Genomic DNA, 15,920 nt, shown 5'->3' on the forward strand with positions numbered 1-15,920 from the left:
GCTTATTGGCGGCGCTTTAAAGCCCGCTCCATCTCTCGCCGCGCCGCCCGCTCAGCCATGTCGGCACGCCGATCATAAAGCTTTTTGCCCTTAGCTAACGCCAGCTCTACCTTAGCCTTACCATCTCTAAAATAGCACTTCAATGGCACTAGCGTCAAGCCCTTCTCCCGGGTGCGCCCCCATAAATACATAATTTCCCTGTAGTGCAACAACAGCTTACGCGGCCGTTTGGGGTCATGGTTATAGCGGTTGCCCGCCTCGTAAGGGCTGATATGCATGTTGTAAAGCCACACTTCGCCGTTTTCGACGCGGGCGAAACTGTCCTGCAAACTGGCTTTGCCGGCCCGCAACGACTTTACCTCCGTGCCCTGCAACACCATTCCGGCCTCGAAAGTCTCCAGCACCTGGTACTCGTACCGTGCTCGACGGTTCTCGCATACCACCTTTACCGGCACAGGGCATCACCCTCTCCGAAAAGTTCCGCAGCATAATTCACCTTCATCAGGCATAAGCCGTGCGGCGGAGCCGTGGGGCCCAAAAGCTCACGCTTTTTCTCCGCCAAGGCCGCCAACACCGACTGAGGAGGTAGGCGTCCCCGCCCCACCTCCAGCAGCGTACCCGCCATCACCCGCACCATCTGGTAAAGAAAACCATTGGCCTCCACCCAAAAATAGAGCCACGGCCCCCACTCCTCTAGGCGGCAATCGTACACTCTACGGATACTGCACTTCACTGGCCGTCCCACGTTTTGAAAAGCCGCAAAATCGTGCTCCCCCACCATGGCAGCAGCCGCCTCTCGCATGAGCTCCACCTGCAAAGGATCGGGCACATGCAGCGCATAAAGACGCCTCAGCGGGCAGCGCACCGCCCGCCGGAGAAAAGTATAGCGGTAAACCTTAGTAATGGCATCGTAGCGGGGATGGAAAGTGCGCGGCACCTCTGCCGCCGCCTGCACAGCCACATCCGCCGGCAATAAACCGTTGAGGGCCGGGAGCCAGCGCTGGACGGGAATAGAACTAGAGGTGGCAAATGCCACCACTTGGCCCTCGGCGTGAACCCCTGCATCAGTGCGCCCCGCGGCTCGGAGCCGGATCGACTCCCTGGTTAAGCGTTGCAAAGCCTCCTCCAATACTCCCTGCACCGTGCGCCGCGAGGGTTGCCGCTGAAAGCCGGCAAAAGCAGTGCCATCGTAAGCCACCAGCAGAGCTATCTGCCGGACGATCACACCAACTCCACCAGCACCATTTCGGCCGCATCCCCTTGCCGCCGCTCCAGTTTCAACACCCGGGTATAGCCACCAGACCGGTCAGCATAACGAGGAGCTATCTGATCAAAAAGCTTACGCACCACTTCTTCATCGTAGAGATAGCTTAGCGCCTGGCGTCGCGCGGCCAAATCCCCTTTCTTAGCCAGGGTAACCAGGCGATCGGCTAGCGGGCATAACTCTTTAGCCCGGGGAACGGTGGTGGTGATCCGGCCTTCGCGAAAGAGCGAAGTGGCCAAATTACGCAACATTGCCTGGCGATGCTGTGACTTAACCCCTAATTTACGGTATCCGCCCATTCTTTCACTTCCCTCCTTCCTCATCGCTAGTACGCAAGGATAGCCCTAATTCTCCCAGTTTTTGCTTAACCTCTTCCAGCGATTTCTTTCCCAAGTTGCGCACCTTCATCATTTCTTCCTCGGTGCGCTGAGTGAGATCCTGAATGGTATTAATACCAGCCCGCTTCAAGCAGTTGTAGGAGCGCACAGAAAGGTCGAGTTCCTCAATGGACATATCCAGCAGCTTATTTTTGCCGTTTTCCTCCTTCTCCACCATGATGCGCCCCAAGGCACCAGGCTGGGAGCTCAGCTCGGCTAGCAACTGGAAATGCTCGCAAAGGATGCGTGCCGCCAAACTTACCGCCTCTTCCGGCCCAATGCAACCATTGGTCCAAACCTCCAAAATCAGGCGGTCGAAGTCAGCTCCCTGACCGGCCCAGGCACTCTCCACTGTGTAGTTTACTTTTTTCACCGGGCTGAAATCGGCATCCACGGGTATAGCTCCGATCACATGATCGTAACGTTGATGGTCAGCGGGCAAGTATCCCCGCCCGCGCCGCACGGTCATCTCCATAAAGAGCCGGCCCTCGGGAGCTAGGGAAGCAATATAATGATCTAGGTTAAGAATTTCCACATCAGCATCGGCGATAATATCTTGAGCTCGTACTTCCCGCTCGCCAGACACTTCTAGGCGCAGTATCCGCTCCTCGTCGGTGTGCATACGGATTTTTAAACCCCGCAGGTTGAGCAGGATATCCATGACATCCTCCCTAACCCCGGGCAGAATGGAGAACTCGTGCAAAGCCCCCTCTATCTTCACCATGGTCACCGCCGCTCCGGGAATAGACGAAAGCAAAACTCGCCGGAGAGCATTGCCCACCGTAACGCCGTATCCCCGAATGAGTGGTTCGATAACGAACCGTCCGTAATCCCCGGTTGGTGCCAGGGTATCGATGTTAACCCTCGGTTTTTCAATCCCGAGCATACGAAGCCCCCTTTAAAAGTAAAGCTGCCGCCTAGCGGGAGTACAGCTCCACAATCAAATGTTCCTTCACCGGCACATCTATCTGATCCCGGGCTGGGAAAGCCAGTATTTCGCCCGTTTCGGCATTCGGGTCGTAACGCAGCCAGGCCGGAGGGCTGCTCTGCGCCGCGCGCTCCAGGAGTTCTTGCACCCGGGGTGAGGACTTGGCAACAGGAGCAAAGGAAATCTTGTCACCCACCTTCACCAGGTAGGAAGGTATGTCCACCCTGCGCCCGTTCACCAGTACATGCCCATGCCGAACAAGTTGGCGCGCCTCGCTTCGGGAAGCCGCCAGGCCCAGCCGGTAAAGGACATTATCCAGACGACGCTCCAGCAAACGGAGCAGATTTTCTCCGGTCAATCCCTTTTGCCGCTCAGCCTTAGTAAAATAGTTCCGGAACTGCGCCTCCAGCACCCCGTAAATTCGCTTAGCCCTTTGTTTTTCCCGCAACTGTAAAGCGTACTCTGTTGGTTTGCGGCGCATCCGCCCGTGCTGCCCCGGGGGATAACTGCGCCTCTCCAGAGCACACTTGCTGGTATAGCATCGATCGCCCTTCAGATAGAGCTTTATGCCTTCCCGGCGACACAGCCGGCATTTAGACCCTGTATAACGTGCCATAGATTATTTCACCCTCCTTTCACCATTTATACTCGCCGGCGCTTGGGTGGCCGGCAACCGTTATGCGGAACCGGAGTCACGTCTTTGATAAGGTTTACCTGCAAACCAGCCGCTTGCAGTGAGCGGATAGCAGCTTCTCGACCGGAACCCGGTCCCTTAACCAGAACCGCCACCTCACGCACCCCAGATTCCATGGCTTCCTTAGCTGCCCGCTCCGCCGCCAACTGAGCGGCGAAAGGGGTGCCTTTACGCGTGCCCTGGAAACCCACCGTACCCCCGCTAGCCCAAGCTATGGTATTGCCTTGCGGGTCGGTAATAGTAATTACCGTGTTGTTGAAGGTGGATTTGATATGAGCCACTGCTTTCTCCACCATGCGCCGCTCTTTTTTCTTGACCCGTGCCCTGCGCGCCATAGACTTGCTCTTCCCCTCCTAAACTACTTTTTTCTCTTGGCGCCTACCGTCCGCCGCGGCCCCTTACGCGTACGCGCGTTAGTGCGGGTGCGTTGACCCCGCACGGGGAGCCCACGCACGTGCCTGATACCACGGTAGGAACGAATGTCGATCAGGCGCCGGATGTTCATGGCTATTTCCCGCCGCAGATCGCCTTCCACCTTGTATTCCTTATCGATCACTTCCCGAAGGCGAGCCACCTCGTCCTCCGTGAGGTCCTTGACCCTGGTATCCGGATTAACTCCGGTCTTGGCCAAGATTTGCCTGGAAGAAGTCCTTCCTATCCCGAAAATATAGGTGAGAGCCACCTCCACCCTCTTGTCCCGGGGCAAATCTACCCCCGCTATCCGTGCCAAGTCACTTCACCTCCTTAACCCTGGCGCTGCTTATGCTTGGGATTAACGCAAATGACCATCACTTTACCCTTGCGCCGGATGATCTTGCACTTTTCGCAAATCACTTTGACCGAAGGTCTGACCTTCATGGTTTGCTCCCCCTTTCAGTGAACAAAACATCTCCTTTACCCGCCATCGGGCAGGAAATAGATAGGCGCCACTAGGCTTCGCCCCTTATTTGAAGCGGTAAACAATACGGCCCCTAGTCAAATCGTAGGGAGAGATCTCCACCAGAACCCTGTCCCCGGGCAGGATGCGAATAAAGTGCATCCTGATTTTGCCCGACACGTGGGCCAACACCTTGTGCCCGTTGACCAGCTCTACCCTGAACATGGCATTGGGTAGAGGCTCTATTACCGTACCCTCCACTTCGATTACATCCTGTTTGGTCATATAAACCCCCTTCACAGGTTGCGCTCCTTCAAGACGGAGCCACGAGGCGTTGCAAAGCCTCCCTTATTTCCGCATTGGTAACCCTTTCCCCACGCTTAAGCTTAACCGCTATTTCCTCCGCCACCTGGGGGTGGAAGCAAAGATGCTTAATATTCTTGGCCTTAGGCTTCTCGATTCGCTTCACCTGACCATCCACCACCCGCACCAAGCGCTCGGAAACAATCTCGTAAATCAGGTAGTAGCGACCACGATCGCGGCCGGCCTTGGAGCTCACTAATTGTCCCGGCTCGATGCCATGAGGCACTCCGCTGCCACCCCCTCAAGCCCTGGTGAGAATCTCAGCCTGTGACCGGCGCACGGCTATGGTATGCTCAAAGTGAGCCGCCAGGCGGAGATCTTTGGTCACCACCGTCCAGTTATCCGGCAATACCTCCACCTCGTAGGTGCCGGCACTGACCATGGGCTCGATGGCCAGGGTCATACCTTCTTCCAGGAGCGGGCCCCGACCTGGAGGTCCAAAATTGGGCACCTGGGGCTCTTCGTGCATCTTCCGGCCGATTCCGTGCCCCACAAAGTCTCGGATGACGGAAAACCCGTGCCGCTCCACATAACTCTGGATAGCGTGGGAGATGTCACTCAGACGGTTGCCAGCCACCGCCTTGCTTATCCCCTGGTAGAGGGATTCCCGGGTTACCTCCAGCAAACGTGTCGCTTCCTCGCTGATCACGCCCACCGGGAAGGTCCATGCCCCATCGCCGTGATACCCTTCGACTTCGGTTCCCACGTCGATACTGATTATATCCCCCTCCTGGAGACGTCGGGGCCCGGGAATGCCATGCACCACCTCTTCGTTAACCGAGGTGCAGATGCTGGCAGGAAACCCATAGAGCCCTTTGAAAGCCGGCCTAGCCCCTTGGCGACGAATAAACTCCTCGGCCAGAGCATCCAGCTCTTTCGTGGTGACCCCCGGCCTTATCGCTTTTTCTAGCTCCTGCAAGGTCAAGGCAACGATTCGCCCCGCCTCGCGCATGTACTGGAGTTCGCGCTCCGACTTGCGGTGTATCATTTACCCTGCCTCCGCTCCCTCATCACCTACTATTTTATAAAGCCCTGGTAACTGCGCATCAAGAGATGAGCCTCCAGCTGCTTCATAGTCTCCAGCGCCACTCCTACCACGATCAGCAACGCGGTCCCCCCGAAGTAAACGTTAGGTATGTGAGTTATCAACAATACAAAGTTAGGCAAAACCGCAATCAACGCTAGAAAGATAGCGCCTACCAGTGTAATGCGGGTCATCACCTTGCTTATGTACTCAGCCGTCGGCCGCCCCGGGCGAATTCCGGGTATAAACCCTCCGTACTTCTTGAGGTTATCAGCTACGTCGATAGGGTTCATGATAACCGCTGTGTAGAAGAAAGTAAAGCCCACAATTAACAGAGCATAGACCAGGGTGTGCCAGAAAGAGCCCCAGTGGAAAAAGCGCAGCACCCAGTCCGCCACCGCATGACCCCGGAACCAGCTAGCGATCTGCTCTGGCAGAAATAAGAGGGAGGAAGCAAAGATGACCGGAATAACTCCCGCCATGTTGATCCGCAAGGGAAGGTGGGTACTTTGCCCCCCGTACACGCGACGCCCCACTACCCGCTTAGGATACTGGACCGGAATGCGCCGCTGGGCCTCGTTCATGGCTACGATGCCGGCAATCACCAGAGTGCCTATAACCAGCAGCAAGACGATATTAAACCAGTTGATGGTTCCGGCCTGCAGATAGGTCACCAGGCGCGCAGCCCCCGCGGGAATCCGCGACACAATGCCAGCGAAGATCAACAGGGAGATGCCGTTGCCGATCCCTTTTTCCGTGATCTGCTCCCCCAGCCACATAAGGAAAACCGTCCCCGCGGTTAGACTAACTATCACCACAATGTAACTCCCTACGCCAGGGTGAAGCAAGGCTTTACGCATGATAAAGGTGGTAGCAACCGCCTGGACTAAAGCCAAGATCACCGTCCCGTAGCGGGTGTACTCGATGATCTTTTTCCGGCCCTCCTCGCCCTCTTTAGAGAGCTGCTCCAGCCGCGGGATAACCACCGTTAAAAGCTGCATGATGATGGAGGCGTTGATATAAGGGATAATGCTCATGGCAAAGACCGAAAAACTCTTGAAGGCTCCACCGGAGATGACGTCGAAGAAGCCGAAAATCATCCCCGCCTCCAAAAGTTTGGCCACCTCCTGAGGGTTAACCCCAGGAACCGGAATATGAGCTCCCAAGCGGAAAATCAGCAGCAGGGCCAGGGTGTAAAGCAAGCGGCTCCGGAGTTCCTTGAGGCCAGCAGCCACCCGGACGTTATTTAGCATGTCGCCTCCACCTCTACCTTGCCCCCGGCCGCGGCAATTTTATCGGCCGCCCCTTTGCTCACCGCTTCTACCTTCACAGTGATTGAACGCTTCAACTCCCCACCGCCTAAGATCTTAACCGGCCCGGGTTCCTTCACCAGACCCGCTTCCCGCAATAGATCCGGGGTGATAACCGTGCCATCGGGAAAACGATTAAGCTGGCTCACGTTCACGATAGCAAATTCCCGGCGGAAGGGGTTACGGAAGCCCCTCTTGGGCATCCGGCGCGCCAGGGGCATCTGGCCACCTTCGAAGCCAGGGCGCACACCGCCACCGCTCCTAGACTTCTGTCCCTTCTGCCCTCGTCCCGCCGTTTTGCCCAGGCCGGAGCCTATTCCCCGCCCTTTACGCAGCGGCTTCCTCCTTGAACCCCGAGCCGGCCGTAGCGAAGCAAGATCTAGCATCGCTTTCCCTCCCTTCATAGCTCTTCCACCTCTACTAAATGGCGCACCGCGGCCACCATCCCCTTGATCGCAGGGGTAACCTCTTTCTCCACCGTTTGGTGGAGACGGCGCAAGCCGAGTGCCCGTAGCGTGGCGCGCTGCTGCTCGGTGGAACCTATTGAGCTCCGCTTAAGTGTAATCCGCCAGCGCTTGGACATGCGCTACTCCCCTCCTGATTTGGCCCAGCTGTGGACCACTTTCACTCCACGCAAGCGGGCCACCTGGGTTGGCTCTTTAAGCTGCTGCAGCGCGTCAAAAGTGGCGCGAACCACGTTATGAGGATTATTAGAACCTAGGGATTTGGTCAAGATATCTTTAACTCCGGCCAATTCCAGTATGGCCCGCACCGCTCCACCGGCAATCACTCCGGTGCCAGGAGCGGCGGGCTTCAGCAGCACCTGGCCCGAACCATAGTGGCCAATCACTTCGTGGGGTATGGTAGTGCCGATCATAGGCACTCGGACAAGATTTTTCTTGGCATCTTCGATCCCCTTGCGGATGGCTTCCGGAACCTCGGCTGCCTTACCTAGACCCACTCCCACCTTACCCTGACCATCGCCCACCACTACCAGCACAGAGAAGGTGAAGCGGCGACCGCCCTTCACCACCTTGGCGCAGCGCCTTATAGACACTACTCTTTCGGTGAATTCCAATTTACCAGCCTCTAGTTCTTGCTGGGTCACCATTTCCCCTCCTTTCTCGGTTTTAAAACTCCAGGCCGCCTTCGCGCAAAGCCTCAGCCAAAGCTTTAACGCGGCCGTGATACTTGTAGCCAGCCCGGTCGAAAACTACCCTGCTAATCCCCCTGGCCGTGGCCTTTTCCGCCAAGAGCTTACCCACTGCCGCGGCCGCTTCCACCCCTCCGCTGACTTTGCCCCGCAACTCGGGCGACAGGGTAGAAGCCGCCGCCAACGTAACCCCACGGTCGTCATCTATGATCTGCACATAAATATGCTTAAGGCTCCGGAAAACGCTGAGCCGCGGGCGCTCAGCCGTTCCATGAATCTTTTTCCGCACCCGCAACCGTCTGGTTTCCCGGCGCGTTCTGCGATCCACTGCTTTAGGCACGTCCCTGCTCCCCCCTTACTTCTTGCCCTTACCAGCGGTCTTACCGGCCTTGTGCCGGACCACTTCGCCCTCGTAGCGTATGCCCTTCCCTTTATAAGGCTCCGGCTTATAAACGTTGCGGATGTTGGCGGCCAAGTGCCCCACCAACTCTTTATCTATACCCTTAACGACAATCCGGTTAGGGGCAGGAACCTCTATCTCTATTCCGGGCGGGGGCTCAAACTCCACCGGATGAGAAAAGCCCACGCTCAAAACCAGCTTATCGCCTTGCTTGGCCGCCCGGTACCCCACACCTACTATTTCCAACTTGCGAACCCAACCCTGGGTGACGCCCAGAATCATGTTGTTCAAAAGTGTACGGCTGAGACCGTGTAAGGCCCGGTAGTACGGTTCGTCCGAGCAGCGCTTTACCAACAACAGCTGGCCGTCTTGCTCGATCTTTATCCCCGCAGGAAATTCTCGCTCTAATTTGCCCTTAGGACCAGTAACCGTTACCCGGTTACCCGCAACGGCTACCTGAACCCCTGGCGGGATAGGAATCGGTTTTCTGCCAATGCGCGACATAAGCCTCCTCCTCAAATTTTACCAAATGTAACAGATTACTTCCCCACCCACACCCAATTTGCGCGCTTGCTTATCGGTCATGATCCCCCGAGAAGTGGAGAGGATAGCTATCCCCATACCACCTAGTACCTGTGGAACCTGATCTTTGCGGACATACACCCGACGTCCCGGCTTAGAAATGCGCCGGAGACCAGTGATCACTCGCTCCCGATTAGGCCCGTATTTCAGGTAGATACGTACTACCCCTTGTTTACCATCTTCTACCACTTCGTAGTCTTTAATGAAGCCCTCTTCCTTTAGAATGGAAGCCAGAGCGATCTTCATTTTCGACGCTGGTATTTCTACCGTGCTATGGTAGACCATACTGGCGTTCCTAATCCTGGTCAAAAAATCAGCGATAGGATCGGTTGTTACCACGGCTTAAATTAACCCCCTTCCCTTACCAACTCGCCTTGCGAACTCCCGGTATAGCCCCTTCATAGCAGAGCTTGCGGAAGCACAGGCGGCAAACGCCGAACTTACGCATGTAAGCTCGGGGACGGCCACAAATCCGGCAACGATTGTAAGCCCGCACTTTGAACTTAGGCGGGCGTTGAGCTTTCACCACCAGAGCTTTGCGTGCCAAGAACTCAACCTCCTTTCTACTCAGGCGGCTCGGAAAGGCATCCCCAGGAGCCGGAGGAGCTCCCTGGCCTCTTCGTCCGTCTTAGCGGAAGTCACGATGGTTATATCCATGCCTCGAACTTTATCCACCTTATCGTAATCTATCTCGGGAAAGATGATTTGTTCCCGCAATCCCAAAGTATAATTGCCCCGCCCGTCGAAGGAGCGCGGGGAAACGCCCCGAAAGTCACGCACCCGGGGTAAAACGATGTTGACCAATTTGTCGAGGAAATCGTACATGCGCTGTCCCCGCAACGTGACTTTCAGGCCTATGGGCATCCCGGCCCGGAGCTTAAAGCCCGCGATAGAGCGTTTAGCTCTGGTAACCTGCGGCATTTGCCCCGTTATGGCCTTCAGGTCCTCCACTGCCGCATCAATCACCTTGGGATTCTGTACCGCTTCCCCCAAGCCCATATTAATGGTAATCTTGATCAGTCGAGGGACCTGCATAACGTTCTTGTAGCCAAATTTATCCTTCAGCGCCGGAACAACTTCTTCTTGGTACTTTTTCTTCAATCGCGGTACATAAGCCACCGTGAAGTTCCTCCTCCCTTCTTCCCGCCGCACCTTCTAATCGATTGACTCCCCACAACGCTTGCAAATCCTAACCCTACGCCCTTCCGGCAGAACCTTTCTGCCAATCCGGGTGGGGCGGCCGCAGCGAGAGCAAACCAGCATCACGTTAGAGGCGTGAACGGGCGCCTCCTTCTCGATGATTCCCCCCTGAGGGAGTTGGCGCGTGGGCCGCGTGTGGCGTTTGACCACGTTAACCTTTTCCACAACCACTTTTTTCTCTTCCGGCAAGACACGCAAAACTTTCCCTTTTCGGCCCACATCTTTACCGGTGAGCACCACCACAGTATCTCCTTTTTTGACGTGCACCTTACCCTTCATCCTTTACCCTCCTCGGCTCGCCCGAGCTCTACAGAACTTCTGGAGCCAGAGAGATAATCTTCATAAACTCCCGCTCTCTTAATTCACGAGCCACAGGTCCAAATATCCGCGTGCCGCGGGGACTCTTATCATCCCGAATAATAACCGCAGCATTTTCGTCAAATTTGATATAGGAACCGTCTGGGCGCCTGACCTCCTTCTTGGTCCGCACCACCACCGCTTTGACTACATCGCCTTTCTTAACTACGCCGCCGGGAGTAGCTTCTTTCACCGAAGCCACTATTATATCACCTAAGCTTGCGTACTGGCGGGAAGACCCCCCCAGCACCCTAACGCACATGATCTTCTTGGCGCCGGTATTATCAGCCACAGTAAGCATGGTGTGCACACGAATCATGACCCAGTTCCCCCCTTCCCGGCTAAATGTAAACTTCCTAAAGCTCTTCCTCCGGCGCCGCCTTTTCCACTTCGCCCAAGTGCTTGCCCCGCTCTAAGATCTCCACTATGCGCCAACGCTTTTCCTTAGATAGAGGCCGGGTTTCCATGATTAAAACCTTATCCCCCACCCGGCATTGATTGTTTTCATCGTGCGCCTTAACCCGCTTGGTACGCCGAACCGTTTTGTGGTAGAGCTGGTGGCGTACCAGGGTCTCGATAGCCACCACTACGGTTTTTTCCATCTTGTCACTCACCACATACCCTACGCGCACCTTGCGATTACCTCGCTGCATAAGGCTTCGTCAACCCCCCGTCTAGCCGATCGCTCGGTCAATCTTTAGCTCTCGCTCCCGCAAAACCGTCTTCAAACGGGCAATGCGCCGCTTAACCTCTCTAATCCGCATAGGGTTTTCCAGTTGCCCGGTGGCCACCTGCAGGCGTAGCCGAAAAAGTTCCTCCTTAGAAGCCCTCAGCTTTTCCTCGATCTCCTGGTTAGAAAGATCCCTTATTTCCCTAATCTTCACCGGCCTCACCCACTTTCGCTACTTCCAAAGCCTCCCGTTTGACTATCCTGGTATCGATAGGAAGCTTAAAGGAAGCCAAACGCAGTGCTTCCAACGCCACTTCCTCCGGCACACCAGCCACCTCAAAGAGAATGCGTCCCGGCTTCACCACTGCCACCCAGAAAGCCGGCGAGCCTTTACCGCTTCCCATACGGGTCTCGGCCGGTTTCGCGGTCACCGGTTTATCCGGAAATATACGTATCCAGACCTTACCGCCGCGCCGCAAGTGCCGGGTGATAGCCACACGGGCCGCTTCTATCTGCCTGGCGGTGATCCAATGAGGCTCCAGCGCCTGCAGACCATAATCCCCAAAGTGCAAGGTAGTGGAACCTTTAGCTTTGCCTTTCATTCTCCCCCGGTGATGCTTGCGATACTTAATTTTCCGCGGTTGCAGCATTAAGCGCTACCTCCTTGCGCTTGCGCCTCAGGCCTGGGGCGCAAGACGTCACCCTTGTAAATCCACACTTTCACTCCGATTTTCCCGTAAGTGGTAGCCGCCTCGGCAAAACCATAATCGATATCGGCGCGCAGGGTGTGTAAGGGAACCCGGCCTTCCCGCAGCCATTCCGTTCGCGCAATTTCCGCTCCGGCCAGCCGACCGCTCACCTCCACCTTAATCCCCTTGGCACCCATGCGTAAGGAGCGAGCTACAGCTTGCCGCATGGCCCGGCGATAGGCTACCCGCCGCTCGATTTGGGAGGCGATGTTCTCGGCCACTAATTGAGCATCCAGCTCCGGCACCTTGATCTCTACAATATTGATGCTGACCTGCTTGCCGGTCATCGCCTCCAATTCCCGGCGCAAATGGTCCACTTCCGTTCCCCCCCGACCGATGACCATGCCGGGGCGAGCAGTGTGGATGGTGATACGAATTCGATTAGCCATCCGTTCGATCAGCACGTTGGATACGCCCGCGTGATAGAATTTTTCCTTTATGTGTTTCCTTATTTTAACATCTTCTAGTAGCTGCTGGGAAAAATCCTTCCCCTCGGCGTACCACTTGGCATTCCAGTCACGAACAATACCCAAGCGCAAGCCTCGCGGATCAACTTTTTGCCCCAAACTACTTCCCTCCTTTCTCGCCAACTACCACTGTGACATGGCTGGTGCGTCGGCGCCTAAGATCGGCGCGCCCGTAAGCTCGCGGCTGATAGCGCTTGAGGGTGGGACCCTCATCCACGTAAGCGCGTAGCACCACTAATTCCGAAGCCACCATATCATGGTTGTGCTCGGCGTTGGCTATCGCCGAACGCAACACCTTTTCCACCAGGCGCGAAGGGCGACGAGGCGTGAAGCGGAGAATAGCTAAGGCTTCATCCACACGCTTGCCCCTTATGAGATCCACCACCTGGCGGGCGCGGAAAGGAGAGATCCGCAAATATTTGGCCGTAGCACGAGCTTCTTTACTATTCATCTTTACCCGCCTCCTACTTCAGCGCGGTAGAGCGCTCGGTGGGCGAGCTATGCCCCCGGAAGGTACGGGTAGGAGCAAACTCTCCCAGTTTGTGCCCCACCATCTCCTCGGTGATATAGATAGGTACATGCTTCCGACCATCATAAACGGCCAGGGTATGGCCTACCATCTGAGGGAGGATGGTGGAACGGCGCGACCAGGTTTTAATTACCCGGCGCTCCCCGGTGGCGTTCATCTTTTCGATTTTACGCAATAACTTAGCGTCACAATAAGGCCCTTTCTTTATCGAGCGTCCCATTGCCGTCCTTCACCCCCCTTTAGTGATGACGCCGTCTCATGATGAATTTGTCGCTGGGTTTGGCTTTTCTTGTGCGCACCCCCCGCGCCGGCTTGCCCCACGGTGTTTTGGGATGCGGTAGCCCCACGGGTGCCTTGCCTTCGCCACCGCCATGCGGGTGATCCACCGGGTTCATCGCCGCGCCTCGCACCGACGGCCTCATCCCCAAGCGGCGAGCTCGTCCGGCCTTACCCAGGACTATGTTCTCATGCTCCACGTTGCCCACCTGTCCTATGGTAGCCCTACAGTCCAGGTGGATAAGCCTAATTTCGCCGGAGGGCATACGCAGATGAGCGTAATCCCCTTCTTTGGCCATGATCTGCGCCGTAGCACCAGCTGCGCGCACCAACTTGCCTCCCCCACCGGGGTTCAACTCGATGTTGTGCACCATGGTTCCAAGCGGGATATGCCGCAAGGGCAAGGCGTTGCCCACCTTGATATCCGCTTCGGGACCAGACATAACCTCCTGGCCCACTTCCAGGCCTTCCGGAGCCAAGATATAGCGCTTCTCCCCGTCTCGGTAGTGCAACAACGCTATCCGAGCCGATCGATTGGGATCGTACTCGATGGCGGCCACTTTAGCGGGAACACCATCCTTATCCCGCTTAAAATCGATCACCCGATAAAGCCGCTTATGCCCTCCTCCCCGGTGGCGCACCGTTATGCGCCCTTGGCTGTTACGCCCAGCTCGCTTCTTCAGAGGTTTGACCAGGGAACGCTCGGGCTCCGCCTTAGTTATCTCCTCAAAGGTGGAAGTAGTGACGAAACGAACCCCTGGAGAAGTGGGCTTGTGCTTCTTTACTCCCATTTTCTTTCACCTCCTTTGCTCGTCTATAAACCTTCGAAGACCTCAATCTTATACCCCGGCTGTAAGGTAACAATTGCCTTTTTAACCTCCGGCGTCCGCCCCAAGGCCCGCCGCACCCGCTTGAGCTTACCCCTCACGCGCATGGTATTCACCTTGGCCACTTTGACCTTAAAAATGGCCTCCACTGCCCGCTTGATGTCGGTTTTGGTCGCCTTCGGGTGCACAACGAAGGTGTATTTGTTGTACTGCAGCAACGAAGTAGACTTCTCCGTCACAACGGGCTTAATCAAAACTTCGTAAGCGTCCATCAGCCCAGCACCTCCTCTATCCGGGCGATGGCCTCTCGGGTTAAAAAGACCTTAGCATGGCGTAGCAAATCGTAAACGTTGAGGTCATCCACCGGCAAAACCTTTACCTTCTCTAGATTAGCCGTCGCCAGACGCAGCACCGGATCGGGCTGAGCGGCCACCAGCAAAGCATCTCCTGCCACTCCAAAGCGAGCTAAGAGATCCTTCGCCAGCTTAGTCTTAGGAGCTTCCAGCTGCAAATCTTCCAGGATCACCAGGCTACCCGCCTGCCATTTGGCCGCCAGCGCCGATTTCAACGCCAGCCTACGAGCCTTGCAGGGTAGCTTAAAGCCGTAGTCACGAGGTTTGGGGCCAAAGACCACTCCCCCCTTACGCCAAATCGGGGAGCGGATACTGCCGTGCCTGGCTCGCCCTGTGCCTTTTTGGCGCCAGGGCTTGCGCCCCCCCCCCCGAACCTCGCTCCTGGTTTTGGTGCTATGGGTACCGCGCCGACGATTAGCCAGGTGCATAACCGTCGCTTCGTGTAACAAGTGGGTGTGCGGCTCAACCCCAAAAATCGATTCTTGGAGCTCCACCTCACCCACTGCCTCTCCCGCCAGGTTATAAACGGTAGCCTTAGGCAATGTCCTCTCCTCCTCTTATCGCGTCGCCTTGACCGATTGCTTAATGATGAGGAGACTGCCCCGAGGACCGGGAACCGCACCCTTTACCACCAGCAGGTTGCGCTCCAGATCCACCTTGACCACCTCCAGATTCTGTACCGTTACCCGCTCGTGGCCAAGGTGGCCCGGCAGCTTACGCCCCTTGAATACCCGGGCCGGACCTTTGGCACCTAGAGAGCCAGGGCGACGGTGGTACTTAGAACCGTGAGCCATGGGACCGCGATGGAAACCGTAGCGCTTAATGCCCCCGGCGAATCCCTTACCTTTGCTGATGCCGGTGACGTCCACCTTATCGCCGGGAGAAAAAACATCCACCTTTATCTCCTGCCCCACAGAATAGGCCGAAGCGTCGCTAACCCGGAACTCCCGCAGATAACGCAGGGGCTTTAGTCCGGCCCGGGCGAAGTGCCCGCGCAGAGGCCGATTTACCCGGTGCTCAGAAACCGTCTCCCAACCTATTTGGATAGCTTCGTAACCGTCCTTCTCCCGATGCTTGGTCTGCACCACCGTGCAAGGACCGGCAGCAATTACCGTTACCGCCATAGCCTCTCCCGCCGGCGTAAAGTACTGCGTCATGCCCAGTTTCTTTCCTAAGATGCCTTTCATAAGTACCCAGCACCTCCGTATCAAAGCTTGATTTCTATATCCACGCCGGCCGGTAAGTCTAAACGCATAAGAGCTTCGATCGTCTTCTGAGTGGGATCAAGTATATCGATCAAGCGCTTATGAGTCCGGATCTCAAACTGCTCCCGCGAGTCCTTATCTTTATGAGGGGAACGCAAAATGGTGTAAACACTCCGATCGGTAGGCAGAGGAACGGGACCCGCCACCTGAGCTCCTGTGCGCCTGGCAGTCTCCACTATTTTTTGGGCCGATTGGTCCAGCAAACAGTGATCGAAAGCTTTTAATCTTATGCGAATCTTTTGTCGCGTCATCTAA

General features: G+C 56.2%; 33 protein-coding genes. All 33 read right to left on the bottom strand.

All coding sequences use genetic code 11. From position 1 onward, the window contains the following. Window positions 1-2: 2 nt before the first annotated feature. Window positions 3-455 (bottom strand): SsrA-binding protein SmpB, encoded by a 453-nt coding sequence (smpB, locus tag ACTLLP_RS06070; protein WP_441057952.1) that lies wholly within the window; start codon window positions 453-455, stop codon window positions 3-5. Continuing rightward, entirely contained in the window at window positions 446-1,225 is a 780-nt protein-coding gene (truA, locus tag ACTLLP_RS06075) for a tRNA pseudouridine(38-40) synthase TruA (protein WP_441057955.1), read from the bottom strand. Before truA ends, smpB begins: the two co-directional genes overlap by 10 nt. Then, entirely contained in the window at window positions 1,222-1,563 is a 342-nt protein-coding gene (rplQ, locus tag ACTLLP_RS06080) for a 50S ribosomal protein L17 (protein WP_441057958.1), read from the bottom strand. The genes truA and rplQ overlap by 4 nt, the downstream gene beginning before the upstream one ends. Before the next feature lie 4 nt (window positions 1,564-1,567). Then, the gene (locus ACTLLP_RS06085) at window positions 1,568-2,527 is read right to left on the bottom strand and encodes a DNA-directed RNA polymerase subunit alpha (protein ID WP_441057961.1); all 960 of its coding nucleotides are present in this window, start codon (window positions 2,525-2,527) and stop codon (window positions 1,568-1,570) included. A 31-nt stretch (window positions 2,528-2,558) separates the two neighbouring features. Beyond that, window positions 2,559-3,185 (bottom strand): 30S ribosomal protein S4, encoded by a 627-nt coding sequence (gene rpsD, locus ACTLLP_RS06090; RefSeq protein WP_441057964.1) that lies wholly within the window; start codon window positions 3,183-3,185, stop codon window positions 2,559-2,561. Between the two features lie 26 nt (window positions 3,186-3,211). Beyond that, the gene (gene rpsK / locus ACTLLP_RS06095; RefSeq protein ID WP_441057967.1) at window positions 3,212-3,598 is read right to left on the bottom strand and encodes a 30S ribosomal protein S11; all 387 of its coding nucleotides are present in this window, start codon (window positions 3,596-3,598) and stop codon (window positions 3,212-3,214) included. 23 nt (window positions 3,599-3,621) lie between these two features. Continuing rightward, window positions 3,622-3,993, bottom strand: coding sequence for a 30S ribosomal protein S13 (rpsM, locus tag ACTLLP_RS06100; RefSeq protein WP_441057970.1), 372 nt, complete (start codon window positions 3,991-3,993; stop codon window positions 3,622-3,624). A 14-nt stretch (window positions 3,994-4,007) separates the two neighbouring features. Next, window positions 4,008-4,121, bottom strand: coding sequence for a 50S ribosomal protein L36 (gene rpmJ, locus ACTLLP_RS06105; protein ID WP_015739472.1), 114 nt, complete (start codon window positions 4,119-4,121; stop codon window positions 4,008-4,010). An 85-nt stretch (window positions 4,122-4,206) separates the two neighbouring features. Then, complete coding sequence (gene infA, locus ACTLLP_RS06110; RefSeq protein ID WP_441061684.1) at window positions 4,207-4,425, bottom strand: translation initiation factor IF-1; 219 nt, start codon at window positions 4,423-4,425, stop codon at window positions 4,207-4,209. A 28-nt stretch (window positions 4,426-4,453) separates the two neighbouring features. After that, window positions 4,454-4,729 carry a KOW domain-containing RNA-binding protein gene (locus ACTLLP_RS06115; RefSeq protein ID WP_441057975.1) on the bottom strand — a complete coding sequence of 92 codons (276 nt, stop codon included), beginning with the start codon at window positions 4,727-4,729 and terminating at the stop codon, window positions 4,454-4,456. Window positions 4,730-4,744: 15 nt separating this feature from the next. Continuing rightward, complete coding sequence (gene map, locus ACTLLP_RS06120; protein WP_441057978.1) at window positions 4,745-5,491, bottom strand: type I methionyl aminopeptidase; 747 nt, start codon at window positions 5,489-5,491, stop codon at window positions 4,745-4,747. Window positions 5,492-5,520: 29 nt separating this feature from the next. Beyond that, entirely contained in the window at window positions 5,521-6,780 is a 1,260-nt protein-coding gene (gene secY / locus ACTLLP_RS06125) for a preprotein translocase subunit SecY (protein ID WP_441057981.1), read from the bottom strand. Continuing rightward, a complete protein-coding gene (gene rplO / locus ACTLLP_RS06130) occupies window positions 6,774-7,223 on the bottom strand; it encodes a 50S ribosomal protein L15 (protein WP_441057984.1) in 450 nt (149 codons plus the stop codon). The genes secY and rplO overlap by 7 nt, the downstream gene beginning before the upstream one ends. Window positions 7,224-7,237: 14 nt before the next feature. Further along, complete coding sequence (gene rpmD / locus ACTLLP_RS06135) at window positions 7,238-7,420, bottom strand: 50S ribosomal protein L30 (protein WP_441057987.1); 183 nt, start codon at window positions 7,418-7,420, stop codon at window positions 7,238-7,240. A gap of 3 nt (window positions 7,421-7,423) precedes the next feature. Beyond that, a complete protein-coding gene (gene rpsE, locus ACTLLP_RS06140) occupies window positions 7,424-7,945 on the bottom strand; it encodes a 30S ribosomal protein S5 (RefSeq protein WP_441057992.1) in 522 nt (173 codons plus the stop codon). A 22-nt stretch (window positions 7,946-7,967) separates the two neighbouring features. Continuing rightward, on the bottom strand, window positions 7,968-8,330 hold the full coding sequence (gene rplR, locus ACTLLP_RS06145) for a 50S ribosomal protein L18 (RefSeq protein WP_441058000.1): 363 nt from the start codon (window positions 8,328-8,330) through the stop codon (window positions 7,968-7,970). Between the two features lie 15 nt (window positions 8,331-8,345). Continuing rightward, window positions 8,346-8,894, bottom strand: coding sequence for a 50S ribosomal protein L6 (rplF, locus tag ACTLLP_RS06150; protein WP_441058003.1), 549 nt, complete (start codon window positions 8,892-8,894; stop codon window positions 8,346-8,348). Window positions 8,895-8,912: 18 nt separating this feature from the next. After that, window positions 8,913-9,311: a 30S ribosomal protein S8 gene (rpsH, locus tag ACTLLP_RS06155; protein ID WP_441058006.1), complete on the bottom strand. Its 399-nt coding sequence runs from the start codon at window positions 9,309-9,311 to the stop codon at window positions 8,913-8,915. Between the two features lie 22 nt (window positions 9,312-9,333). Then, window positions 9,334-9,519: a type Z 30S ribosomal protein S14 gene (locus tag ACTLLP_RS06160; RefSeq protein ID WP_441058009.1), complete on the bottom strand. Its 186-nt coding sequence runs from the start codon at window positions 9,517-9,519 to the stop codon at window positions 9,334-9,336. A gap of 20 nt (window positions 9,520-9,539) precedes the next feature. Next, window positions 9,540-10,091: a 50S ribosomal protein L5 gene (gene rplE, locus ACTLLP_RS06165; RefSeq protein WP_441058012.1), complete on the bottom strand. Its 552-nt coding sequence runs from the start codon at window positions 10,089-10,091 to the stop codon at window positions 9,540-9,542. Window positions 10,092-10,127: 36 nt separating this feature from the next. Beyond that, window positions 10,128-10,451: a 50S ribosomal protein L24 gene (gene rplX, locus ACTLLP_RS06170; RefSeq protein ID WP_441058015.1), complete on the bottom strand. Its 324-nt coding sequence runs from the start codon at window positions 10,449-10,451 to the stop codon at window positions 10,128-10,130. 28 nt (window positions 10,452-10,479) lie between these two features. Next, window positions 10,480-10,848: a 50S ribosomal protein L14 gene (gene rplN, locus ACTLLP_RS06175; protein WP_441058018.1), complete on the bottom strand. Its 369-nt coding sequence runs from the start codon at window positions 10,846-10,848 to the stop codon at window positions 10,480-10,482. A gap of 37 nt (window positions 10,849-10,885) precedes the next feature. Then, window positions 10,886-11,182, bottom strand: coding sequence for a 30S ribosomal protein S17 (gene rpsQ / locus ACTLLP_RS06180; protein ID WP_441058021.1), 297 nt, complete (start codon window positions 11,180-11,182; stop codon window positions 10,886-10,888). 21 nt (window positions 11,183-11,203) lie between these two features. After that, window positions 11,204-11,413 carry a 50S ribosomal protein L29 gene (gene rpmC / locus ACTLLP_RS06185; RefSeq protein ID WP_441058024.1) on the bottom strand — a complete coding sequence of 70 codons (210 nt, stop codon included), beginning with the start codon at window positions 11,411-11,413 and terminating at the stop codon, window positions 11,204-11,206. Then, a complete protein-coding gene (gene rplP / locus ACTLLP_RS06190; RefSeq protein WP_441058027.1) occupies window positions 11,403-11,849 on the bottom strand; it encodes a 50S ribosomal protein L16 in 447 nt (148 codons plus the stop codon). Before rplP ends, rpmC begins: the two co-directional genes overlap by 11 nt. Continuing rightward, window positions 11,849-12,514 (bottom strand): 30S ribosomal protein S3, encoded by a 666-nt coding sequence (gene rpsC, locus ACTLLP_RS06195; protein ID WP_441058030.1) that lies wholly within the window; start codon window positions 12,512-12,514, stop codon window positions 11,849-11,851. Before rpsC ends, rplP begins: the two co-directional genes overlap by 1 nt. 1 nt (window position 12,515) lies before the next feature. Beyond that, on the bottom strand, window positions 12,516-12,866 hold the full coding sequence (gene rplV, locus ACTLLP_RS06200; protein WP_441058033.1) for a 50S ribosomal protein L22: 351 nt from the start codon (window positions 12,864-12,866) through the stop codon (window positions 12,516-12,518). A gap of 13 nt (window positions 12,867-12,879) precedes the next feature. After that, the gene (rpsS, locus tag ACTLLP_RS06205) at window positions 12,880-13,164 is read right to left on the bottom strand and encodes a 30S ribosomal protein S19 (RefSeq protein WP_441058035.1); all 285 of its coding nucleotides are present in this window, start codon (window positions 13,162-13,164) and stop codon (window positions 12,880-12,882) included. A gap of 19 nt (window positions 13,165-13,183) precedes the next feature. Then, window positions 13,184-14,011 (bottom strand): 50S ribosomal protein L2, encoded by an 828-nt coding sequence (gene rplB / locus ACTLLP_RS06210; protein WP_441058037.1) that lies wholly within the window; start codon window positions 14,009-14,011, stop codon window positions 13,184-13,186. A 23-nt stretch (window positions 14,012-14,034) separates the two neighbouring features. Further along, window positions 14,035-14,319 (bottom strand): 50S ribosomal protein L23, encoded by a 285-nt coding sequence (rplW, locus tag ACTLLP_RS06215; RefSeq protein WP_441058039.1) that lies wholly within the window; start codon window positions 14,317-14,319, stop codon window positions 14,035-14,037. Further along, complete coding sequence (gene rplD / locus ACTLLP_RS06220) at window positions 14,319-14,942, bottom strand: 50S ribosomal protein L4 (protein WP_441058041.1); 624 nt, start codon at window positions 14,940-14,942, stop codon at window positions 14,319-14,321. Before rplD ends, rplW begins: the two co-directional genes overlap by 1 nt. A 15-nt stretch (window positions 14,943-14,957) precedes the next feature. Continuing rightward, the gene (gene rplC, locus ACTLLP_RS06225) at window positions 14,958-15,587 is read right to left on the bottom strand and encodes a 50S ribosomal protein L3 (protein ID WP_441058043.1); all 630 of its coding nucleotides are present in this window, start codon (window positions 15,585-15,587) and stop codon (window positions 14,958-14,960) included. A gap of 20 nt (window positions 15,588-15,607) precedes the next feature. Continuing rightward, the gene (gene rpsJ / locus ACTLLP_RS06230; RefSeq protein WP_441058045.1) at window positions 15,608-15,916 is read right to left on the bottom strand and encodes a 30S ribosomal protein S10; all 309 of its coding nucleotides are present in this window, start codon (window positions 15,914-15,916) and stop codon (window positions 15,608-15,610) included. Between the last annotated feature and the right edge of the window lie 4 nt (window positions 15,917-15,920).

Origin of the sequence: Desulfothermobacter acidiphilus, from assembly GCF_052073645.1 — a bacterium.
In the GTDB taxonomy this organism is placed as follows: Bacteria; Bacillota; Desulfotomaculia; order Desulfotomaculales; family Ammonificaceae; genus Desulfothermobacter; species Desulfothermobacter acidiphilus.